Below are 22,974 nucleotides of genomic sequence, written 5' to 3'. Positions count from 1 at the left end.
TGTCGGCAGCGGCGGTGGGGCACGGTCGCCGGCACCGGCCGGGGCGATGCGTCCACCCACGCCGAACAGCGTGGCGATCCAGATCGCGGCGGCCCACGCGGCCACGCCGCCCAGCCACCAGCTGCGCAGGGGGGCCAGTTCAATCTTCATGGGTGCCCTCCTCGACCGGTTCGGCCGTGCCGGGGTCGGTCGGGGCGGCCATCGCCGAGCCGACCGGTTCCAGCCCTCCCGGCGCGGGTTCGGGTACAGGCTCGACCGGCGCGGCGGCCGCATCGCTGCCTGCACCCGGGCGCAGGTAGCCAACCAGTTCGAAGGACACGTCCAGTCCGGTGCCGGTCTCGTTGGGCGAGGCCTGGAAGCGCTGCGCCAGCAGGTTGAGGTTATTCACGAACAGGCGCGGGCTGCCGGTTTCCAGGGTGTGCAGCACCGCCGCCATTTCCGGCACGCCACAGCGCAGGCGGACCTGCAGGGCCACGCGCGGGAACTGCGCATCGCGCGCGGTGTCGGTCAGCGGTGAGCGGTTGCTGATGGTGCAGCTGCGGTTGCCAGGGCTGGCCGACGCGACCGCGTCCTGCAACCGGCTCGACAAGGCGGCGGCGGCCGATTCAGCAGTGGGTTCGCGCAGGAAGCCGGGGCGCCCTTCCAGCGCCGCCTGCACCTGCTGCAGGCGCTCTTGCACGGCGGTGCGCTGCTGCAGCTGGGACTGCACGCGCTGCTCGCGTTCCTGCAGCTCGGCAATGCCCTGGTTGATGTCCAGCAGCGGCCGGGTGAACCACGGATGCACCAGTAGCAGGTAGGCCAGCGCGATCACCGCCAGCAGCAACGCCAGTGCCAGCCAGCGGTCACGGCGTGTTGGCGGCATTGCCATCGGCAACCTCCGGGGCGGGCGTGGCGGCGGCCGGGGCACCGGGCAGCGGCTGCAGCTCGGCGGTGAGGGTGAAGCGGTCACGGCCGGCGGCGCCGCCATCGGCCTGCAGCACGCCGGTCAGGTTGACCTTGCGCCACAGCGGTGAATCCTGCAGCAGGGAGACCAGCTGCGAGGCCTCGCGGCTCAGTCCGATCAGCTGCAGCGTGTTGCCTTCAACAGAAAGTTTTTCCAGGTAGGTGCCATCGGGCAGCAGCCGGGTAAGTTCGTTCCACAGCTCCACGGTGCTGGCATGTTCGGCGCGCTTGCCTTCCAGGAACGCGGCGCCATCCACCAGCTCCTGAAGCTGCTGGCGCTGCGCGGCGACGCGGCGCGCGTCGTGTGCGGCGGCATCGACCTGCTCGCGCAGGCGATCGGCGGCGGCCTGGCGGTTGTCCAGCAGCTGGGTACCAGCCAGGGCCAGCAGCACCACGGTGGCCACGGCGAGCAGCAGGTTCCAGCGCCGCATCGGGTCGTGGGTGACCCGGCGCTGGGTCGGCGGCAGCAGGTTCACGCCCAGCGGCTGCCCCGCGCCATCGTCGGCATCCACGCCGGCCAGCTGCTGCGCCCAGCTGCCGGCCTGCTGCGACCACTGCTCCAGCGCCTGGCGCGGAATGACCACCAGTTCCACCTGCAGCTGGCCGTCGGGCAATGTGTCCAGTTCGCGGACGTCGTAGTGGACCTGGTTGGCCTCGAACGGGGTCTGCCGGTCGATCTCGAAGCCGACCACGTCGCGCAGGCGCGGTGCAGCGGCGGCCGGCAGGCGCAGCGGGCGGCGCAGCACCGCGGCGGCCGGCAGCACCCAGTGCCGTGGCAGCGCGCGCAGGCGCGCATCCAGCACCCGCTCCAGGTCGGCCGGCGTGGTGGGCCACGGCAGTTCGGCCACGGCCTGCAGCTGGGTCGCGGTATCGCGGCGCAACACCAGCTGTTCGGCATGCCGCGACAGCAGCAGGCGCGAACGCGACCAGCCCATGGCCCATTGCCAGCGCAGCGGCAGCCAGGCCAGCAGCGAACGCCGCCACCAGCGCAGGCCATTGGCCACGCCGGGCGCGAACCGTCCCCGTGCCTGCACCAGACTGTCCCGCCATGCCGTCATCGTGCTGCCATTCCCTGTTCCCAGCGAAGTACTGTGTAAGTCGTTCCCGGCGTGCCTGCCGCGCCCATGCGCACTACCGCACGCAACACCGAAACCCGTCCGCGCTCATCCAGCGCGCGGCTCTCGATACTATAGGTGCCGCTGCCACTGGCAAGCGCGCCGGTCACGTTTTCGTCGCCGGCCGCTTCGGCCCGCTCGCGTTCGGCCAGCAGGCGTTCGGCATCCAGCCCGAGCGCGTTCAACACCGGCCCGGCCGCGAACCGGGGATCCGGACGCGACTGCCGACTGTACAGGGTCAGCATCGGTTCCATCCGTTCATACAGGTCGGCATCCATGCCCAGCACCCGCTGCAGCTCGCCGAGCGTCTCGAAGCGCCCGTTGCGCGCGCCATACGGGAGGCCGGCCGCCTGGTAGTCGGCGGTCTCGGCACCGCCACCGGGCTGTTTGAGGCTGTCGGGATCGCGCCAATCGGCGATCGCACCCGCCAGCTGCTGGGCGCGCCCGGGTTCCACCTCCAGCGCGCGCAGGAACGCGGTCAACAAGGCGGTATCGGCCAGGTTGAGGTTGATCTTGCCGTTCTCGTCGATGATCCGCAGGTCGATCTGGCGGCTATCGAAGGTCCAGCGATAGCGGCGGCCGTCGGCCTGCCACGGCGGTTGCAGCGCGGAGGGACGCAGGCGGAACAGGGCGTATTCCAGGCCGGCGCGTGCATGCTCCTGGCCGATTGCATCGTCACCGATCACCCGCTGCTGCAGGTGCTCGACGCGCGCACTGAGCGCGAATGCGCCGACCACGGCGGTGAGCAGTGCGATCAACCACAGCACCAGCACCAGCGCCGCACCGCGCGCGCGCCTCACGAGCGCGGCCCGCGCGACTGCGACAACGCGGCCACCATCGGCGGCCATGCCGGGCCCTGCTGCGGCACGATGCGGATCTCCACCAGCAGCGGCAGCCGCCGGGTGTCCTCCCAGCGCGTCTGCCAGTCGCCCAGCTGGCCGCTGCGCTGATCGATGCCGCGGTAGCGGAACGCGACCTCGCGCAGCGCGTCGGCCAGCAGTTCCGGCGCGCGCGGCGGGGTTTCGTCGATGCGCTCGCCGTTCTGCACCAGCGTCAGCGCAACGTCCAGCCGCAGTGCATCGCCGTTGCGATTGACCTGCAGCTCATGCACGTAGGGCCCGCCCCGGCCGAGATAACCCGGCAGCTCGGACACGAACAGCATGCGCTGCGGTTCGCCCTGGAAATACAGCGGTTCGCGGGTGGGATCGGGTGGTTCGGCGGCGGTCGGCAGCGCCATGCTGAGGCGGCGGCGCAGGTAGCCTTCCACCGCGCGCATGCGCTCGTTCTGCGCGGCCACGCGCTCGCCTCGCTGGGCGATGTTCATCGCCGAGCGCACGGTGGCGAAGGCCAGCGCCAGCCCGCCGACCAGCAGCACGGTGGCCAGCAGCACTTCGATCAGGGTGAAGCCGCGTGCGCCGCGCCGGCTCATCGCGGCGCCTCGGGCGTGTTGGGCAACAACCGCAACGAACGCCACTGCAGGCGTTCGCCGTTGCCTTCGCCCCAGCGCACCTGCAGGGTCAGCTGGGCCAGGGTCGGCCCGCTGACGGTAGTGGCAGCGGCCTGCGGCAGCGCACTGGCGCGCGCATCCACGTACGGCTCCACCTGCAGCTCCCAGCGGTAGCGGCCGTCTTCCCAGTCGCCCTGCGAACGCCCTTCCTGCAGCGGTTGTTCAATGCCGGTCGCGGCCAGCAGCGACTGCGCGTGCAGCATCGCGCGGGTGCGCAGGTCGGCGTTGTGCACCTGGCGTGCGGCCCCGGAAAGACTGCCCAGCAGCAGCGTCAACGCCAGCGCCAGCAGCGCGAAGGCGACGATCACTTCCAGCAGCGAATAGCCACGCTGGTGCTTCATTGCGCGCCCCGCACCGGGCCGGAGCGCACTTCGCCGGTGATCCAGCTCACGTCGATGCGCCACAGCGCATCGCGTACGCCCAGTTCAATGGTGCCGCCACTGGAGCCGCCGTCGGGATGGAAGGCGATGCCGCCCTTGCCGTTGGCCACGCCGGCGACCTGGCCGGCACCCCGGAAATGGACCTCGAGTGCAGCGGGCAGGCTGCCGTGGCGGCCGTTGGCGGCTTCCCAGGTGCGCGCCTGCGGATCGATCAGGAAGCGCTGGCGTTCTCCGGTGGCAATGGCCTGGGTGCGTGTGTAGCGCAGCTGGCTGGCCACTTCCTTGCCGGCATTGCGCAGCCGCACGCCGTCGATGCCGCCGTTCATGGCGGTCGCGGTGAGCACCCCGATGATCGCGATCAGGGCCACCACCAGCAGCATTTCCAGCAGTGAAACGCCGCGCACGGCACGCCGTCGCGACAGCGCGCGCGGGCGTCGTGTCCAGCGTGGCGGGGCAGGCATGCGCAAGCGCGCTTACTCGTACTTGATGTCCGCGTCGTAGCTGGTGCCACCGACCTTGCCATCCTTGCCCAGGCTGATCAGGTCGAACGGCTGGCCTTCGCCCGGTGCGCGGTATTCCAGTGCGTTGCCCCACGGATCGTTCAGCTCGCTGGCCTTGGCATACGGGCCCAGCCAGCCGTTGCTGCCGCCCGGCTGGGTGACCAGGTCGTCCAGCTTGGCCGGCAGCTTGCCGGTATCGAGCTGGTAGTTCTCGATCTTGCCGGCCATGGTCTGCACCTGCGATTTGGCGATGTTGGCCTTGCCGCGATCGGCACCACCGAGCACGCGGCTGCCGACCAGGGTAAGCACCGCGCCGATCAGCACGATGACGATGATGATTTCCAGCAGGCTCATGCCCGACTGGTTGCGCGGAGAGGAAAAGCGGACCAGCTTGCGACGGTGGATCATGGAAGCTCCTTGCAGCATGTCGGAACGAAATACGCCACGGCGGTCAGCCGATGGCATTGGTGAGGTCGTACAGCGGCACCAGCACGGCCACGATCACCAGGCCGACCACCGAGGCCAGTACCAGGGTGATCACCGGGACCAGCGCCGACAGCAGCCGATCGATGGCGCGCGCGGTTTCCTGTTCAAAGGTATCGGCGGTCTTGAGCAGCATGACATCCAGCGCGCCGGATTCTTCGCCGACCTGGATCATCTGCAGCGCAAGCCGGGGAAAGCGCTTGCCCTTGGCCAGCGAGGCGGACAGGCCGTTGCCGTTCTTGACCTCGTCGCTGGCCGCGTCCACGTCGGCGGCCAGCGCGCGGTTGCCCAGTACGTTGCGTGCGATGCCCAGGCCAGCCAGCAGCGGCACGCCGTTGCGCAGCAGCGTGCCCAGCGTGCGCGCCAGCCGTGCGGTTTCCAGCTTGGCCACCAGCCCGCCGATGCCCTTGCGCTGCAGCAGCCAGCCATCCAGCGCCAGGCGCGCCGCCGGCTGGCGCAGCTTGCGTTCGATCACCAGCAGCGCCAGCGCCGGCACCACGATCATCGCCAGCCAGCCCTCGCGCACCACCAGGCCAGCAGTGAGCACCCACTGGGTGAACCACGGCAGCGCCACATCCAGGCTTTCGTACATCTGCGCGAACTGCGGCACCACGTAGCCCAACAGGAACAGCAGCGCCCCGCCGACCACCGCCAGCAGGATCGCCGGGTAGATCAGCGCATTGATCACCCTGCCCTTCAGCTCCTGGCTGCGCTCCAGGTAATCGGACAGCCGCTGCAGGGTGTCGTGCAGGCTGCCACCGGCTTCGCCGGCGCGCACCATGTTGATGTACAGCCGCGAAAACAACCCGTGCTGGCGTTCCAGCGCGGTGGACAGCGCGGCACCGCCGCGCACCACGTCGCGGATGTCGGTGATGACCCGCCGGCTGCGTTCGTCTTCGGGCAGTTCCAGCAGGATGGTCAGCGCGCGGTCCAGTGGCTGGCCGGCACCGAGCAGGGTGGCCAGCTGCTGGGTGAACTGCACCAGCGCGCCGCCGTCGAAGGGCTTGCGCCGCAGCAGCGCCGCCCAAGGGGTGCCGCCCGCACCGCCCTCGCTGGCCAGCCGCGCTTCCATCGGCAGATGCCCCTGGTCCTGCAGCTTGGCGGCCACGTCGGCCTCGCTGGCAGCCTCCATCTGGCCGTCGAACAGTTCGCCATGCGCGTTGAGGGCCTTGTAGCGGTACTGCGCCATGCTCAGCTTTCCTCGGTCACGCGCAGCACTTCTTCGAGCGTGGTGTGGCCCATCAGCGCCTTGGCCAGGCCATCCTCATACATGGTGCGCATGCCGGCGGCGCGGGCGATCTGTTCCACTTCGCCCATGCCGGCGCGGCGCATCACCGCGCGCCGCAGCTCGTCGTTCATCACCAGGAATTCCATGATGGTGGTGCGCCCGAGGTAGCCGGTCGGCGCGATCGCCGAGGGCTGCGCGCGGTACAGGTAGATGTCTCCTTCCGGTTGCAGGCGGCGCAGCCCGAACTTGTCGATCTCCTCCGGTGAAGCCAGGTAGCGCAGCGCGTGCTGCGGTTCCAGCCGGCGCACCAGGCGCTGGGCCAGGATGCCGTTGATGGTGGAGGTGAGCAGGTAGTCTTCCACGCCCATGTCGAGCAGGCGGGTGATGCCCCCGGCGGCGTTGTTGGTATGCAGCGTGGACAGCACCAGGTGGCCGGTCAGCGCGGACTGGATCGCGATGCGCGCGGTTTCCAGGTCGCGCATTTCGCCGATCATGATGATGTCCGGGTCCTGGCGCACGATGCTGCGCAGCGCGTTGGCGAAGTCCAGACCGATCTGCGGCTTGGCCTGGATCTGGTTGATGCCTTCGATCTGGTACTCGACCGGATCCTCGACGGTGATGATCTTTACATCCGCGGTGTTGAGCTGGCTCAGCGCGGTGTACAGCGTGGTGGTCTTGCCCGAGCCGGTGGGGCCGGTGACCAGCAGGATGCCGTGTGGCTGCTCGAGCACTTTGCGGAACTGCGGCAGAAACGCATCGGTGAAGCCGAGCCGGTGGAAATCGAACACCACGGTGTCGCGATCGAGCAGGCGCATCACCACGCTTTCGCCGTGCGCGGTGGGCACGGTGCTCACGCGCAGATCCAGTTCCTTGCCCTGCACGCGCAGCATGATGCGGCCATCCTGCGGCAGGCGGCGCTCGGCGATGTTCAGCCGCGCCATGATCTTGATGCGGCTGATCACCGCAGCGGTGAGGTTGGCCGGCGGGCTTTCGCCTTCGATCAGCACGCCATCGACGCGATAGCGCACCTTCAGCCGGTTCTCGAATGGTTCGATGTGGATGTCCGACGCGCGCAGTTCCACCGCACGCTGGATCACCAGGTTGACCAGGCGGATCACCGGTGCTTCGGAAGCCAGGTCGCGCAGGTGCTCGATGTCGTCGACCACGCTGCCTTCGCCGTCGGCGGTTTCGATGATGGCGCCCATCGCGCTGCGGCCTTGGCCGAACCAGCGTTCGATGACGTCATCGATCTCCGAGCGCAGGCCCACCTGCAGGCGTACCGGCACCGCCATCGCCAGCTGCACCGCATCGGCGGTGTACGGCTCCTGCGGGTCGCTCAGCCACAGGTCGAGCACGCCGTCGTGCAGCGCCAGCGGGCAGGCGTGGAATTGTTTGAGGAAGCGCAACGACAGCGGCAGCGCATCGATCAGGGATTCGGGGGGCGCTTCGGGCACGCCCTTGCCCTCCAGCAGCGGCAGCCCCAGCACCTCGGCACAGGCCTGCGCGTGGTCGCGCTCGGACACCAGGCCCAGCCGCACCAGCAGCGGCAGCAGGCTGCCACCGGCTTCGCGCTGCAGCGGCCGCGCGCGGGCCAGGTCGGCCTCCTTCAGCCGCCCGTTGCGCAGCAACAGCGCCACGATGCGGGTTTCCGCATCCATGGCTGACTCTTCAGCAAGATCGTGGGTTACCGCATTCACGAAAGCTCTCCTGGCGACCCGCAGACTTTAGCAGTTCGCCGTGATGCCACATGCGGTGGTGGCCAATGAAAAACGGGAGCCCGTCACATGACGGGCTCCCGCAGGGTCTTCCCGGCCGTTACTGGACGGCCTGGATGCTCACGTTGCTGTAAGCCGATTCACCTACCAGCTTGATGTAGTAGGTGCCTGCCACGGGCGCGGTGAAGCGCACGGTTTCACTGTTGCCCGGACGCGCGGACTTGGCATCGAAGTCGGTCGCGGTCGGCTCGGCGCCGGCGCTGACGTACAACGACACGTTGCCGCTGCCGCCGTAGGTCAGGACGCTGAGCGTCTTGCCCGCGGTCGCTTCGAAGCTGTACAGCGTTTCACTGCCACCGGCACCGGTCAGCCCGCTGACCGCCACGCGGTTGGTGAGCGGCGTCGCATCCGGCGCGCAATCGACCGTGCACGGTTCTTCCAGGGCCTTGTCCAGTGCACCCTTGGCGTCGACGATGCCGCTGCCGATCGGGGTGGCCGCCGGGATGGTCACCGGGAAGTTGCGTGCGCTCTGCTTGAGCAGGGTCTCCAGCTGCGCCGGGGTCAGCGGGTCCTTGCCGGCCGAGGCCAGCGCGCCCTGTACCAGTGCGGCCACGGCGGCCACGTGCGGCGAGGCCATCGAGGTGCCGCCCATGCCCATGTAGCTGTAGGCACCGGAGGTCGGCGTGGTCAGGCCGTTGTAGCCGGCCTGCCAGACGTAACCGCCCGGGTTGCCGTCGACGCCACCGCCGCCGCCCGGACCGGACAGGTCCACGGCCGCGCCGAAGTTGGAATACGACGCGATGCCGCCGGTGATGCGGGTGGCACCTACGGCGATCACGTTGGCGCAGCTGGCCGGACGGTAGCCCGAAGCATTGGAGGCCTGGTTGCCTGCCGCCACCACCACGGTGGTGCCGCGCGAGACCGCGCCGTTGATCGCATCCTGGTAGGCCGGGTCGCACGCGCCGCCGCCGCCCAGGCTCATGTTGATCACTTCGGCCGGGTTCGGGTTGGCCGGCACGCCGGCTACGGTGCCACCGGAAGCCCAGGTGATCGCATCGGCGATGTCGGACAGGTAGCCGCCACACTTGCCGAGCACGCGCACCGGCAGGACCTTGGCCTTGTAAGCGAGGCCGGCCATGCCGACGGTGTTGTTGGTGGCTTCGGCAACGGTGCCCGACACGTGCGTGCCGTGCCAGGAGCTGTCTTCGGCCAGCGAACCGGCGTAGCACTCGTTGTCGTTCTCTACCCAGTCGCCGTAATCCAGCGCGCCGGGCACGCGTTCATCGGTCGGACGACGCGAGGTCTCGGCGTCGCTGATGAAGTCGTAGCCTTCCAGCAGCGTGCCGGCGGCGAAGTCCGGGTGCTGCGGCAGGATGCCGGTGTCCAGCACCGCCACCACCACGCCCTCGCCCTGGGCCACGTCCCACGCGGCCGGCGCGTTCACGCCACCGGTGGCGCTGTGGAGGTGCCACTGGTACTGCGCGTAGTACTGATCGTTCGGCACCAGCTGCGCGGTTTCCTTGGCGCGCAGGTCGGCGCGCTGCAGCTTGACGTCAGCCGCGGCGTACTGGACCGACGGATCGGCCTGGATTTCCTTCAGCACCTTCTGCAGATCGGCCTGGCTGAGCTTGCCCTGCAGGCGGATCACATCGGCACCGGTGCCGAGCCGGCGCACTACCTGCGGGCTGGCTGCCGCGGCACGCGCGGTGGTGGCGCCGAGGCTGGCGCGCGAAACCGCCGAGGTCACCGTGGCCAGCTTGGCCGAGCGGTCGGAGGCCGCAGCGGTACCGGTGCGGTACTTGACGATGATGCGTTCGGAACCCTGTTGGGCGGTGCTGGCCTGCTTCGCCGGTTCCTTGACCGGCAAACCGGCGGCATAGGCGCTGGCGCCCACGGACAGCGACAGCACGGCGGCTGCCAGCACGTTGATGCGAAGGTTCTGCTTCTTGGTCACGGTGTAATCCTCTTCAAGGTCATGGATCAAACGACTGTTCAGGCCAACACTCCATGCGGAAACCCCGGCCGGCCCTGGCCAGGGTCTCCGTGACCCGCCCCCTCAGGCCTTGCATTGCATCGGACGCGTTACCAGCCGAAGCCGGCACCCACGCCCACCGAGCTGTCATCACTGCTGAATGCGCCGCCGACAGTGACCGTGGCGCGGTCGCTGAGGGCACGCTGGTAGCCCAGCGACAACGCCGACTCGCCGCTCTGGAAGCCGACACCGACACCGACGCGGTTCTGCGTGCGGATGCCGGCGGCACTGGTGGCCATGTTGAGCATCGCGGCGTTCATCGCGCCCTGGCGGTCGATGCGGCGGTCCTGGTGGCGCAGGCGCTCATCGATTTCGCCCTTGTAGATGTCGAAGCTGTCGGCCATCGCGCTGTAGCGCTGGTCGGTATAGCTGTTGGCGGTGGCAATGCCACCGTCCAGCTGGCCCTTGTTGACCGCATCGGTGGCCGCGCTGCCGGCGGCCACGTTGGTGACCTGGCGTTCGGCACCGACGGCACCCACCGAGACCGTGTCGGCGCGGTCGGCGACCGAGCCCTGGCCCAGTGCGACCGAGTTGGCGGCCGTGGCGCTGGCCCCCTGCCCGATCGCAGTGGCCGAGGCCCCGCTGGCCACGGCACCTTCGCCCATCGCCACCGAGGTGACCGGTGCCACCGCTGCCACAGGCTGCGGGGCGCCGACACTGGCGGCGGTCGGCGTGCCCTGCACGACCGGGGCATCGGCACTGGCCACGCGGGCCGTGTCGGTGCTGGCGGCGGTCGTCTCGGCCGTGGTCGCCGCCGTATCGGCAGCCTCAGGCGTGGCCGCCACGCTGGCGGTGGACACCGACGCGGAGCGCGCACGTGCCGCGTTGCTGCTGCCACCGGCCACGCGCTGGTCGATTTCGCTGACCTTGGCATCCAGCGCCCCGAGCGCGTCACCCACGTTGTTGTAGGTGCTGCCCTGGATCACGTAGTTGGGCGCGACGAACACGCCCTGCATGCCGACGCTGGCGCCGCCGCCGAGGAAGCTGGCGGTGTCGGTCAGGGCCTGGAACAGCTGCCCGCCATTGACGGCCTGGCGGCTGCCGCTGGCGATCGACCCGGTGGCGACGTTGTCCAGGGTGGTGCCCTCCACGCCCGACAGGGTGAGCCTGTCGCGGCTGCTGTCGTCGTAGGTCAGCGCGTTGGCGGTCACGTTCTCCACCGAGCCGATGCGGTCGTCGATGTCGCCGACGCGGGTTTCCACGGCGCCCACGCGCTGGTTGGTGGTGTTGAGCTGGCCGCCGGTGACCGCATCGGTGCTGCCTGCGGCGACACGACCGGCCGCGACGTTGACGATGCGGCGGGTAGCCGGCGAATCGGTACCGTTGCCGCCACCGACCGAGACCACATTGGCCTCCACTGCACGCGACCCTGCACCCAGCGCCACCGAGTTGGCACCGGACGCACCGGCAGCGGAGCCGATGGCGATGCCGTTGGCACCGTTGCTGACGAAGGCACCGTTGCCCACGGCCACGCCGTTGGTGGCGTTGGTCGAGGCCAGGCGGCCGACCACGGTGCTGTTGTCACCGCGTGCCGAGGCATCCGCACCGAGCGCCGTGGCGCCGGTGGCCGAGGCGGTGGCCGCGGTACCCACCGCGCTGCTGCGGGTGCCGCTGGCGGTGGCGCCCGAACCGGCTGCCAGCGCATCGGTGCCGCTGGCGTTGGCCACGCCGCTGCCGCTGGCGTCGAAGTGCTGGCCCACGGCATCGGCGGTCGCCGCGACGCTGTCCAGCTGCGCCTTGTTGACCGCATCGGTGGCATTCACTGCCGCACCGACATTGGTGATGCGGCGCGTGGCCGGACCAGTGGTGCCGTTGCCGCCGCCGACCGAGACCACGTTGGCCTCGGTGGCACGCGAGCCTGCGCCCAGGGCCACGCTGCCGGTGCCGCTGGCCCAGGCGCTCTTGCCCAGCGCGGTGGCATTGATGCCGCTGTAGGCGTAGCTGTCCTGGCCGATCGCGGTGGAGCCGGCCGAGGTCGCCCATGCCAACTGGCCGACGGCAGTGGTCTGTGCCGCTGTGGCCCAGGCGCTGGCGCCGCCGGCGAAGCTGTTGGCGCCGCTGGCCTGCGCGCTGTTGCCGATGGCGATGCCATACGCGCCGGAGGCGGTGCTGCCCCAACCGAACGCGGAGGCGTAGTCGCCGCTGGCTTCGGCACCGTAGCCGAGCGCGGTGGTGCGCAGCCCGCTGGCGGCACTGAACGCGCCGACAGCGGTGCTGTAGTCGCTGCCGGCTTCGGCGCTGTAGCCGACGGCGGACGACTGCAGCCCGGCCGAAGTCGCGCCGGCACCGCTGGCGGTGCTGAACACCCCGGTGGCCTGTGCGCCGGCACCCAGTGCGGTAGCGCCGGTGCCGCTGGCACTGGTGGCCTTGTCGAGCAGCACGTTGCCGTTGGCATCTTCGTAGTACAGCGAACCGCCGATCGCGGTGGCCGAATCGGCGGTGGCCGAGGCGTTGTAGCCCGACGCCGAGGCGTACCGGCCCGAGGCCAGCGAACCGCTGCCGTAGGCCGACGCGCCGGTGCCGAACGCGTTGGACGCTTCGCCTGCCGCCGTGGCATAGGTGCCATCGACATAGCTGCCCACGTCATCGCCATTGCCGCTGCCGGAAGCCTTGAAGTAGCGGTTGGTTTCCTCGGCGGTATCGGCCACGGCGTTGAGCTGGTCGAGGTTGACCGCGTCGGTGCCCTCGGTACCGGCGGCCACGTTGGTGATCTGCCGCTGCGCAGTGGCGGTGCCGACCGAGACGCTGTTGTCGCGGTCCGCACTGGAGCCTGCGCCCAGGGCCACGCTGTTCACGCCGCTGGCCGTTGCGCTTTCGCCCAGTGCGGTGGCGCTGGCCGCATCGGCCCACGAATTCCAGCCGACCGCGGTGGCGTAGTCATCGGTGGCCCAGGCACCGGCGCCGAAGGCCGATGCACCCGTGCCTGACGCGCGCGCCGGAATGAAGCCGAAGAACGTACTGCCACCGACCGCGACGCTTTCGTCGCCGGTGGCTTCACTGAACTCACCCACCGCCACCGCGCTGGCACCGGACGCCGTGGCGGCTGCACCGACTGCGGTTGCATAGGCATTGGAGGCGACTGCGCCATAACCCAGTGCCGAGGACAGCTCGCCGGTGGCTTCGCTGTACCCGCCGAACGCCGATGCACCGGCTTCCGACGCCGTGGAGCGGAAGCCGTTCGCCGTGGCCTGCTGGCCCGACGCGATGGCTTCGCTGCCGCCGGCCGTGCTGTACGCACCGGACGCCTGCGCACCGGCACCCACCGCGCTGGCACCGATCTCGCTGGCGGCGGCACCGTTGCCGATGGCCACGCTGTTTTCGCCGGTCGCCTGGGCCTCGCTGCCCAGTGCGGCCGCACCTTCGCCGGTAGCGAGCGCGTTGAAGCCGATGGCGGTGGCATTGTTGGCCAGCGCGTTGGCACCACTGCCGAGCGCGCTGGCGCCATCGCCGATCGCATTGGACGCTTCACCCGCCGCCAGTGCGTTGTCGCCTTCCACATAGGCACCGGCATCGCTGTCGTCGCTGCCGCTGGCCTGGAAGTACTTGCTGGTGGTTTCAGCCACCGCAGCCACTTCCTTCAGCTGAGCCACGTTCACCGCATCGGTGTCTTCGGTACCGGCACCCACGTTGGTGATCTGGCGGTCAATCGCGTCATGCACCACGCCGGCCGCATCGGTCCAGGCTTCGGCCGCACCGACCGATACCGTGTTGGCACGATCAGCCAGCGTGCCGGCGCCGAGCGCGACACTGTTGTCGGCGTCCTTGGTGGTCCAGGTGTTGCTGCCCACCACGGTCGAGTTCAGCGCCTGCGCGTAGCTGTTGTAGCCAACCACGGTGGCACCATCTTCGGTGGCCCACGCCTCGCTGCCGACGGCCGTGGTCTGGATGCCCTGGGTGCTGCTGTTGGCATCGGCGCCGGCCAGGGCGTTGAAGCCGACCGCCACGCCGTTCTGTGCGGTGGCCGCGTTGTTGCCCAGCGCCACGCCGTACTCACCGGCATTGGCCTGCACGCCGAACGCCGCACCGGCCACGTTGGCACGCGTGCCCTGGCCCACTGCGGTGGCTACTTCGTCCGCGTAGCTGTAGGTACCGATCGCGGTGCCGAAGAAGGCAGCCGTGGCGCCCGCGCCGAACGCACTGGCGGCCCAGCCGTCGGCGGTGGCGAAGTTGCCGATGGCCGTGGTTTCGCGACCCAGCGCCCACGCGCCGTAACCCACTGCGGTGGATGCCAGGCCGGTGGATTCCGCGCCCGCACCGACCGCCACCGAGCCGAAGCCCTGCGACAACGCGCCGCCGCCGATGGCGATGGCGGCGCCGCCACTGGCGGTGCTCAGGTCACCGAGGGCGACCGCGCCCTGCCCGCTGCTGGCCGCGTTGCTGCCGATGGCGACCGCATAATCGGCGGTCGCCGTGGCATTGAAGCCCACTGCCGTCGCCTCGTTGGCAACCACCGTGCTGCCCGCACCCAGCGCGGTGGCGCCGTTGCCGATGGCATTGCTGGCCTCACCGGCGGCCAGCGCATCATCGCCGTCGACAAAGGCACCGGCATCGCTGGCATCGCTGCCGCTGGCCTGGAAGTACTTGCTGGTGGTGGCGGCGGTATCGGCCACGGCGTTGAGCTGGTCCAGGTTCACCGCATCGGTGCCTTCGGTACCGGCGGCCACGTTGGTGACCTGGCGCTCGCTGCCGGCGCTGCCGACCGACACGCTGTCATCGCGGTCGGCAATCGAGTCCGCACCGAGCGCCACGCTGTTTTCGCCTTCGGAGGTCGCGGCGTTGCCGAGCGCGGTGCTGTTCAGGCCGGGCGACCATGCACCGCCGCCCACGGCGGTGGAGTAGTTGCCGGAGGCTTCGGTGGGCAGCAGGCCGAACAGCGCACCGCCGATGGCCACGCTGTTGGTGCCGCTGGCCAGGCTGCCCTGGCCGGTGGCGGTGCTGTAGGCGCCGGTGGCTTCGGCGTCGCCACCGAGCGCGACGCTGTTGGAGCCGGTGGCCTGGGCGAAGCTGCCCAGCGCAGTGGCGTTGAACGCGGTTGCCGCGGCATAGCCACCGATCGCGGTGGTGTAGCCGGCAGTCGCTTCCGAGGCGAAGCCGTAGCCGGCCGACAGGGTGCCGCTGACTACGCTTTCCGCGCCCACCGCAGTGGCGCCCGAGCCGCTGGCGGTGCTGTAGTAACCCAGCGCCACCGATTCCTCACCGGCCGCTTCGGACAGCGCGCCGCTGGCGAGGCTGCCGGCGCCCGAGGCGATGCTGGCCGCGCCATTGGCAGTGCTCTGCTCGCCCGAGGCGAGGCTTTCGGCACCGTTGGCGGTGGCGTATTCGGCAGTGGCCTGTGCATCGGCACCGGTGGCGGTGGCATTGCCTGCGCTGGCAAGTGCATTCAGGCCAACCGCGGTGGCGCCGTCAGCGAGCGCGAACGCACCACTACCGACTGCCGAGGCGCCGGTGCCGCTGGCGAAACTGCTGGAACCCACTGCCGTGGCGTAGTCGCCATCGGTGGCGGCGTTGGAACCGGCCGCCACGCTTTCCGCTCCGCCGACGACCGCCACACCGTCGCCGCTTGCCTGGAATTTGTCAGTGGCGGCAGTGAGCTGGTCGACGTTTACCGCGTCGGTGCCCTCGGTGCCGGCCGCGACCTGGGTGATCTGGCGCTGCTGGTCATCATTGCCGACCGATACGGTGTACGCACGGTCGGCGCGTGCGCCAGCGCCCAGTGCCACCGCGTTGGCGGCACTGGCGTTGCTGCCCGCACCGATGCCGATCGCGCTTTCACCGCCGGCGACGACATTCGTGCCGATGGCGATGGTGTTGATGCTGTTGCCCAGCGCCTGGTAACCCACCGCGACGCTGTTGTCGCCGTAGCCGAACGCACCGCGGCCGAGCGCGGTGGCGCTGTTGCCGCGCGCCCAGCTGTTGTAGCCGATCGAGGTAGCACCGCTGCCATCGGCCCACGCCGCATAGCCCACGGCGGTGGCATTGGCCTCGGTCGCCCACGCGCTGGAACCGAACGCGGTGGCACCATCGCTGGTGGCCCATGCATACGCACCGGTAGCGGTGCTTTCGCTGCCGCTGGCGAAGGCGTTGTCGCCCTGCGCCACGCTGTACTCACCCGTAGCGCGCGACTTGTAGCCCTGCGCCAGGCTGTTGTCGCCGGCGGCCTGTGCGCCGCTGCCGTACGCGTTGCTCTGCGCGCCGGTGGCCTGTGCACCTGCACCGACGGCGACGGCATCCTGCGCGGCGGTGGTGCCCACCGTCACCGCGTTGCCATCGGCATCCACGATCGGCGAGTTGTACTGGTCGTAGGCCTGGCCGACGCCACCAATGGCGACGCTGCCGTTGCCGGTGGCGGCGACATTGCGGCCCACGGCCACCGTATCATCGCCCACTGCGGACGCACCGTTGCCCACCGAGGTGGCGCCTGCGCCGATGGCATTGCTGGCCTCGCCTGCAGCGAGTGCGCCGTCGCCATCGGCGAACGCGCCCACGTCGCTGTCCTGCGAGCCGTTGGCCTTGAAGCGGTAGGCGGTGCCGTCCGCGGTCCCGGCGACGGCATCCAGCTGCGCCTTGTTGACCGCATCGGTGGCTTCGCTGCCGGCGGCGACATGGGTGATCTGGCGTTCGTTGCCGACATCGCCGACCGACACCGTGTTGTCGCGCACGGCGGTGGAATTGGCGCCCAGGGCGACGCTGTTGGCGCCGCGCGCGGTGCTGTAGAAGCCGACGGCCGTGCTCAGTTCGCCACTGGCCCAGCTTTCCGCACCGAGTGCGGACGCGCCTTCGCCCGGTGCGTACGCGAAGTAGCCCACGGCGGTGGCTTCGGTGCCAGAGGCTTCGCTGAGCGTGCCGTTGGCCACGGCGTAATCGCCGCTGGCAATCGCACCGGCGCCGACCGCGGTGGCGGCCTCGCCACTGGCCTGGGTGTCGACGAAGAAGCCCAGGCCGGGAATCAGGTCGACCGGACCGCCGATGGCGGTGCTGCTGGTGCCACTGGCCGCGCTCTGCGTGCCCACCGCCGTGGCGTAGTCGCCGGTGGCATTGGCCACCGCGCCGAACGCCGACGACTGTGCGCCGGCCGCATAGGCGCCGACGCCATACGACGAGGCGGCAAAGCCCGCCGCTTCCGCGCTGGCACCGACGGCGGTGCCACCGACGCCGGCGCTGGTGGCGCCGGTATCGACCGGCACGCCGCCGTTGTTGATCAGCGGGTTGCCGTCTTCATCCACGGCAGTGCCGCCCACGGCCACGCTGCCCGGGCCGTTGGCCTGCGCGTTGGTGCCGAAGGCGGCGCTGTTCTGGCCGCTGGCCAGCGCGTTGTAGCCCACCGCGGTGGCGTTCTGCGCCACCGCGGTGGCGCCGCTGCCGAGCGCGGTGGTGCCGGCGCCGAGCGCATTGGTGGCTTCGCCCACGGCCGTGGCGTTGTCGCCGTCGGCAAAGGCGCCCGCGTCGCTGTCGGCGCTGCCGGTAGCCTGCACGTACTTCGCGGTGGTGCCTGCCACCTCACCCACCTCGTCGAGCTGGGCCTTGTTCACCGCATCACCGGCTTCGGTGCCGGCGGCGACGTTGGTGATCTGCCGTTGCAGGCCGTTGTCGTTGCCGACCGACACGGTGTCCACGCGATCGGCGTAGGAGCCTGCACCCAGCGCGACGCTGCCGACCGCAACCGCTGCGGAGTTGGAACCCAGCGCCGCACTGAAGTCGGCCACCGCCGTGCTGAACGCACCCACCGCAATCGAGGCTTCGCCGCCGCTGCCGGCGCCGCGGCCGAGCGAGGTGCTGCCCGCGCCGATCGCCAGTGCGCCGCCACCAATGGCGGTGGCGCCATCGGCGCTGGCCTCGGCCAGCCCGCCAATGGCGGTGGCTGCGCCGTTTTCGCTGGCGGCAAACGCGGATGCGCCCAGCGCCACGTCACCCAGTCCGAACGCCATCGCGCTCTGGCCCACCGCAACGGTGGCGTCGCCGATGGCCAGGCTGTTCTGGCCGAATGCGCTGCCGCCCAGGCCGGCGGCAACGGCATCGCTGCCTACCGCCGTGGTGGCGTTGGACAGCGCCTGGCTGTTGCGGCCCAGCGCGGTGGCGCCGTCGCCGTCGGCATTCGCACTGGCGCCGGCAGCGAGTGCGCCTTCGCCTTCGATGCGGGCTGCATCGCTGTCGTTGCCTTCGCCGTCCGCCTTGAAGTAGCGCGTTGCGCTGGCGGCCGTTGCAGCGACGGTGTCGAGCTGCGCCTTGTTCACCGCATCGGTGGCCGCAGTACCGGCGGCCACGTTGGTGACCTGGCGCTCCTTGCCGGCATCACCGACCGACACCGTGTTGGCGCGTGCGGCGCGCGAGCCGGCACCGAGCGCCACGCTGTTGGCTGCCGAGGCGGTGCTGTTGCTGCCGATGGCCACGGCGTTCGCGCCCGATGCGGTCGCATTGCCATCCACTACGCAGCTGTCGATCACGTTGCTGTTGAGCACCACGCAGTTGGCGTTGCCGCCCACTTCCACCGACTGCGCCTGCGCACCGGAGGGCGCGCCGGCCATGCCCAATCCAAGCGTCAACGCAATGGCGGCCGAGAGCACGGCGCCCCCGCGCGTGTCGGAAGATCGTCGCTGATCGATGACCACGCCCGGGGTCTGGCTGCTGGCGAGTTCGGAGGCAACGACCATCTGCCCCAGTGCTTTGTTCCAGACCTTGCGATAAATCCGATTCATCGATGCGACTCCTGGTTGGCTGGTTTTGGGCAAAGCGACGCCAACGCCAGGCCGCGTGGCCCAACGTCCCCTGGGGGCGTTTTCCGCTTGATTTACTGCGTTGTGCCGGATGGCGCGCTATCGGCGCGATCAACGAACAGAGAACTCGCCATCCTTGCGGTTGATTCCGAACTGAACGATTGCAAACTGAGAACTCAGTGTTAACGCACGGTTTCCATGGCGTCAAGACTTTGACAGACGAAAGTGTTCGAACGCGCAAGGCGTCACACATTCGACTATTCATCAAGGCATTTTGTTAGATCGATGTGAGCATTCGCCATCACGCGGCTTCACACATGTAACGCGCTGTAACTCGTTGGCTGTGCTCGACTTGAACGCCGCCCAAAAAAAACCGCCGAACAGGTCGGCGGTCTTTCTTCACTTCTCTTTCACTCGTCTTTCACGCGGCGTGCACCGTCGTTCAGCCGCACCATACTCTTGCGTTGCGGAACATGCGCAGCCACGGCGAGTCGCCGTTCCAGTCCGCCGGACGCCAGCTGAGGTTCACCGCTCGCGGGGTGCGCTCCGGGTGCGGCATCATGATCGTCACGTGGCCATCGGTGGTGGTCAGGCCGGTGATGCCGTCGGGCGAGCCGTTCGGGTTCAGCGGGTACTGGGTGGCCACGTTGCCGTCGCCATCGACATACCGCAGCGACACGCGGGCGGCGGCCTGGTCGACGGCATTGGCGAACACCGCCTGGCCTTCGCCGTGCGCCACCGCCACCGGCAGGCGCGAACCGGCCATGCCACGCAGCAGGATCGACGGCGATTCGACGATTTCCAGCAACGCGGTGCGGGCTTCGAACTGCTCGCTTCGGTTGCGGCGGAACTGCGGCCAGTGCTCGGCACCGGGGATGATGTCCTTCAGCTGGCTCAGCATCTGGCAGCCGTTGCACACGCCCAGCGCGAAGCTGTCCTGGCGGGCGAAGAAGCCGGCAAAGGCATCACGCAGCGCGCTGCGCTCCAGCACCGAGGTGGCCCAGCCGCGGCCCGCACCCAGCACGTCGCCGTAGCTGAAGCCGCCACAGGCGGCCAGGCCGGTGAAATCGGCCAGGTCGACGCGGCCGGCGATCAGGTCGCTCATGTGCACGTCCACGCTGCGGAAGCCGGCGCGTTCGAAGATGTTGGCCATTTCGATCTGGCCGTTGACGCCCTGCTCGCGCAGCACCGCCACGCGCGGACGCGCACCGGTGTTGATGAACGGGGCGGCCACATCCTCATTGAGGTCGAAGCTGAGCTTCGGCTTCAGGCCCGGCGCGGTGAAGCTGCGCGCGATGGCGCGCTCCTGGTCGGCGTTGTCGGGGTTGTCGCGCAGCTTCTGCATGGCGTGGGTGACCGACCACCAGGCATCGAACAGCGCTTCCCAGCGCCATTCAACCAGGCTTTCGCCCTGCAGCGACACGCGCACCACCGGGGCGGTGGTCGGGCGGGCGATGCGCTGGGCACATTCGGTCAGCGCGTGGCGCTCCACCAGGTCGGCGAAGGCCGCGCGGTCTTCGCGGGCGATCTGCACCACCGCACCCAGCTCTTCGTTGAACAGGCTGCGGAACGGATCATCGCCCCACGCATCCAGGGTAATGTCCAGGCCCTGGCGCGAGGCGAAGGCCATTTCGCACAGCGCAGCGAACGCGCCGCCATCGCTGCGGTCGTGGTAGGCCAGCAGCAGGCCGGACTGGCGTGCATCGCGGATCAGTTCGAAGAACGCACGCAGGCGCTGCGGATCGTCCAGGTCCGGCACGGCACCGGCAAACGCCGGCAGCGCGCTGTGGTCGGCGTGCACCTGGGCCAGGATCGAACCGCCCAGGCGCTGCTTGCCGGCGCCCAGGCCGATCAGCCAGAGCTCGCTTTCCGTCTCGCGGTCCAGCAGCGGGGTCAGCTGGGTGCTGGCATCGGCCACCGGCGCGAACGCGGTGATCACCAGCGACACCGGCGACACCGACTTGTGCGCCTCTCCGGCGTCGTGCCACTGCGCCTGCATGGACAGCGAGTCCTTGCCGACCGGGATGCTCAGGTCCAGCTGCGGGCACAGCTCCATGCCCACTGCGCGCACGGCGTCGTACAGCAGCGCGTCTTCGCCGTTGTGGCCCGCCGCGGCCATCCAGTTTGCCGAGAGCTTCACCGTTTCCAGCGCATCGACCGGAGCCGCGCACAGGTTGGTGATCGCCTCACCCACTGCCATGCGCGCCGAGGCGGCGGCATCGAGCAGCGCCAGCGGGGTGCGCTCGCCGATCGACATCGCTTCGCCGGCCAGCGTATCGAAGCCGGCCAGGGTGATGGCAACGTCGGACAGCGGCAGCTGCCACGGACCGATCATCTGTTCGCGTGCGGTCAGGCCACCGACGCTGCGGTCACCGATGGTGACCAGGAAGTTCTTCGACGCCACCGACGGGTGCGCCAACACGCGCAGGCCGGCCTCGTGCAGGTCCAGGCCGCCGGTCTTCAGCGACGGCCAGCGCGGCGCCGGCGGGTGCGCGGTGTCGCGGTGCATCTTCGGCGGCTTGCCGAACAGCACGTCCATCGGCAGGTCGATCGGGGCGTCGGCCGGAATGTTGCCGACCGTCGCGCCATAGGCGACCACCAGGCGTTCTTCGGCCGTGGCCACGCCGACCGCGGCGAACGGGCAGCGCTCGCGCGCGCACAGCGCGGCGAACTCGGCCAGGCGCGCCTGCGGCACGCCGAGCACATAGCGCTCCTGCGATTCGTTGCACCACAGCTGCATCGGCGACAGCGACGGGTCATCGGTGGGCACCTTGCCCAGGTCGATCACCCCGCCCACGCCGGAGTCGTGCAGCAGCTCGGGAATCGCGTTGGACAGGCCACCGGCGCCGACGTCATGGAACCAGCGGATCGGGTTGTCCAGGCCCAGCGCGACGCAGCGGTCGATCACTTCCTGGCAACGGCGTTCCATTTCCGGGTTGTCGCGCTGCACGCTGGCGAAATCCAGGTCCTCGGCGCTTTCGCCGGAGGCCACCGAACTGGCGGCACCGCCGCCCAAGCCGATCAGCATGGCCGGGCCACCGAGCACGATCACCGCATCGCCCGGCTGCAGCTTGAGCTTTTCGACCTGGACCTGGTCGATCGCACCGAGGCCGCCGGCCAGCATGATCGGCTTGTCGTAGGCGCGGGTCAGGCCGTCGCCTTCGGGCAGCTCGAAGCTGCGGAAGTAGCCCAACAGGTTCGGGCGGCCGAATTCGTTGTTGAACGCGGCGCCGCCGAGCGGACCTTCCAGCATGATGTCCAGCGCCGGCGCCATGCGCGGGTTCAGCGCGCGCGGCGCTTCCCACGGCTGCGGCAGGGTCGGGATGCGCAGGTGCGAGACCGAGAAGCCGGTCAGGCCGGCCTTGGGCTTGCCGCCGCGGCCGGTGGCGCCTTCGTCGCGGATCTCGCCGCCGGCGCCGGTGGAGGCGCCCGGGAACGGCGCGATCGCGGTCGGGTGGTTGTGCGTTTCCACCTTGATGCAGAACGCCGAATCGACCACCGCTTCGCTGCGGTATTCGCCCGTGGCCGGGTCCGGCCGATAGCGCGCGGCCGGGAAGCCGGCCACCACCGCCGCGTTGTCGCTGTACGCGCTGAGCGTGTGCTGCGGGGTCTGCTGGTGGGTGTTCTTGATCATGCGGAACAGCGAATGGGCCTGGTCGGCGCCATCGATGGTCCAGCTGGCATTGAAGATCTTGTGCCGGCAGTGCTCCGAGTTCGCCTGCGCGAACATCATCAGTTCCACGTCCGACGGCTTGCGGCCCAGCTCGCCGAAGCGCTGGCGCAGGTAGTCGATCTCGTCCTGGGCCATGGCCAGGCCCAAGCGGCGGTTGGCCGCTTCCAGGTCTTCCAGCGCTACCCGCTCCAGCTCGCCACGGGCCGGCGCGGTGAACAGCGCCTGGGCCTGGGCGGCGTCGTCCAGCACCGACTGGGTCATCGGGTCGTGCAGCGCGCGGATGACCGCCTCGCGCGCGGCCGCGTCGGCCGGCCAGCCGGCCAGGTCGATGCGCAGGCCACGTTCCACCCGGCGGATCGGCTGCCCGGCGCCACGCACCAGTTCGGTGGCCTTGCTCGACCACGGCGACAGCGTGCCCAGGCGCGGCACCACGAAGCGGCTGGTTGCCCCGTCCTCGCGTACTGCCGGGGCCGGCTCGGCTTCCAGGATCCGGGTCAGGACCACCGGGTCCGGGGCGGCATCGCCCTCGGTCTGGATGAAGTACACATGCCAGGCACCGGTAATGCGCAGATCGGCGGCCAGGGACTGGAGGCGGGATTCAAGACGTTCGCGGCGGAACGGCGAAAGGGCGGATGCGCCCTCGAGGACCATCATGTCCGGGGAACCGTGGTTGGGAACGGGGCCCACT

Annotated in this window: 12 protein-coding genes; all 12 read right to left on the bottom strand. The window is 69.9% G+C overall.

The genetic code is table 11. The features are described from left to right. Positions 1 to 139: 139 nt before the first annotated feature. The 12 genes from gspM to purL all read right to left on the bottom strand — a co-directional run bounded on the left by gspM (position 140) and on the right by purL (position 22,940). Positions 140 to 868 carry a type II secretion system protein GspM gene (gene gspM, locus ACQG3P_RS06035; protein WP_426804500.1) on the bottom strand — a complete coding sequence of 243 codons (729 nt, stop codon included), beginning with the start codon at positions 866 to 868 and terminating at the stop codon, positions 140 to 142. After that, positions 843 to 2,000, bottom strand: a complete 1,158-nt coding sequence (locus tag ACQG3P_RS06030; RefSeq protein ID WP_426804499.1) for a PilN domain-containing protein — start codon at positions 1,998 to 2,000, stop codon at positions 843 to 845. Before ACQG3P_RS06030 ends, gspM begins: the two co-directional genes overlap by 26 nt. After that, a complete protein-coding gene (locus ACQG3P_RS06025; protein WP_426804498.1) occupies positions 1,997 to 2,857 on the bottom strand; it encodes a general secretion pathway protein GspK in 861 nt (286 codons plus the stop codon). Before ACQG3P_RS06025 ends, ACQG3P_RS06030 begins: the two co-directional genes overlap by 4 nt. Beyond that, a complete protein-coding gene (locus tag ACQG3P_RS06020) occupies positions 2,854 to 3,486 on the bottom strand; it encodes a type II secretion system protein J (RefSeq protein WP_426804497.1) in 633 nt (210 codons plus the stop codon). Before ACQG3P_RS06020 ends, ACQG3P_RS06025 begins: the two co-directional genes overlap by 4 nt. Beyond that, positions 3,483 to 3,905 (bottom strand): type II secretion system protein XpsI, encoded by a 423-nt coding sequence (gene xpsI, locus ACQG3P_RS06015; RefSeq protein ID WP_068849161.1) that lies wholly within the window; start codon positions 3,903 to 3,905, stop codon positions 3,483 to 3,485. Before xpsI ends, ACQG3P_RS06020 begins: the two co-directional genes overlap by 4 nt. Continuing rightward, positions 3,902 to 4,405: a type II secretion system protein XpsH gene (gene xpsH, locus ACQG3P_RS06010; RefSeq protein WP_426804505.1), complete on the bottom strand. Its 504-nt coding sequence runs from the start codon at positions 4,403 to 4,405 to the stop codon at positions 3,902 to 3,904. The genes xpsI and xpsH overlap by 4 nt, the downstream gene beginning before the upstream one ends. A 12-nt stretch (positions 4,406 to 4,417) precedes the next feature. Beyond that, positions 4,418 to 4,852: a type II secretion system major pseudopilin GspG gene (gspG, locus tag ACQG3P_RS06005; RefSeq protein WP_068849158.1), complete on the bottom strand. Its 435-nt coding sequence runs from the start codon at positions 4,850 to 4,852 to the stop codon at positions 4,418 to 4,420. A gap of 43 nt (positions 4,853 to 4,895) precedes the next feature. Continuing rightward, the gene (gene xpsF / locus ACQG3P_RS06000) at positions 4,896 to 6,116 is read right to left on the bottom strand and encodes a type II secretion system protein XpsF (protein ID WP_426804496.1); all 1,221 of its coding nucleotides are present in this window, start codon (positions 6,114 to 6,116) and stop codon (positions 4,896 to 4,898) included. A 2-nt stretch (positions 6,117 to 6,118) separates the two neighbouring features. After that, positions 6,119 to 7,852, bottom strand: a complete 1,734-nt coding sequence (gene gspE, locus ACQG3P_RS05995; protein ID WP_426804495.1) for a type II secretion system ATPase GspE — start codon at positions 7,850 to 7,852, stop codon at positions 6,119 to 6,121. A gap of 118 nt (positions 7,853 to 7,970) precedes the next feature. Beyond that, the gene (locus ACQG3P_RS05990) at positions 7,971 to 9,824 is read right to left on the bottom strand and encodes a S8 family peptidase (protein ID WP_184124692.1); all 1,854 of its coding nucleotides are present in this window, start codon (positions 9,822 to 9,824) and stop codon (positions 7,971 to 7,973) included. A gap of 128 nt (positions 9,825 to 9,952) precedes the next feature. After that, positions 9,953 to 18,595 carry an ESPR-type extended signal peptide-containing protein gene (locus ACQG3P_RS05985; protein WP_426804494.1) on the bottom strand — a complete coding sequence of 2,881 codons (8,643 nt, stop codon included), beginning with the start codon at positions 18,593 to 18,595 and terminating at the stop codon, positions 9,953 to 9,955. Between the two features lie 460 nt (positions 18,596 to 19,055). Continuing rightward, positions 19,056 to 22,940 carry a phosphoribosylformylglycinamidine synthase gene (gene purL, locus ACQG3P_RS05980; protein WP_426804493.1) on the bottom strand — a complete coding sequence of 1,295 codons (3,885 nt, stop codon included), beginning with the start codon at positions 22,938 to 22,940 and terminating at the stop codon, positions 19,056 to 19,058. Positions 22,941 to 22,974: the final 34 nt, after the last annotated feature.

The sequence above is a fragment of the Stenotrophomonas sp. SrG genome, from assembly GCF_050031795.1.
GTDB lineage: Bacteria > Pseudomonadota > Gammaproteobacteria > Xanthomonadales > Xanthomonadaceae > Stenotrophomonas > Stenotrophomonas rhizophila_A.
This window is presented reverse-complemented; position numbering and strand designations above follow the sequence as displayed.

Bases quoted from the DNA above. Each gene is read 5' to 3' on its own strand.
- gspM (WP_426804500.1), bottom strand. From the start codon at position 868: ATGGCAATGCCGCCAACACGCCGTGACCGCTGGCTGGCACTGGCGTTG.
- ACQG3P_RS06030 (WP_426804499.1), bottom strand. From the start codon at position 2,000: ATGACGGCATGGCGGGACAGTCTGGTGCAGGCACGGGGACGGTTCGCG.
- ACQG3P_RS06020 (WP_426804497.1), bottom strand. From the start codon at position 3,486: ATGAGCCGGCGCGGCGCACGCGGCTTCACCCTGATCGAAGTGCTGCTG.
- xpsI (WP_068849161.1), bottom strand. From the start codon at position 3,905: ATGAAGCACCAGCGTGGCTATTCGCTGCTGGAAGTGATCGTCGCCTTC.
- xpsH (WP_426804505.1), bottom strand. From the start codon at position 4,405: ATGCCTGCCCCGCCACGCTGGACACGACGCCCGCGCGCGCTGTCGCGA.
- gspG (WP_068849158.1), bottom strand. From the start codon at position 4,852: ATGATCCACCGTCGCAAGCTGGTCCGCTTTTCCTCTCCGCGCAACCAG.
- xpsF (WP_426804496.1), bottom strand. From the start codon at position 6,116: ATGGCGCAGTACCGCTACAAGGCCCTCAACGCGCATGGCGAACTGTTC.
- ACQG3P_RS05985 (WP_426804494.1), bottom strand. From the start codon at position 18,595: ATGAATCGGATTTATCGCAAGGTCTGGAACAAAGCACTGGGGCAGATG.
- purL (WP_426804493.1), bottom strand. From the start codon at position 22,940: ATGATGGTCCTCGAGGGCGCATCCGCCCTTTCGCCGTTCCGCCGCGAA.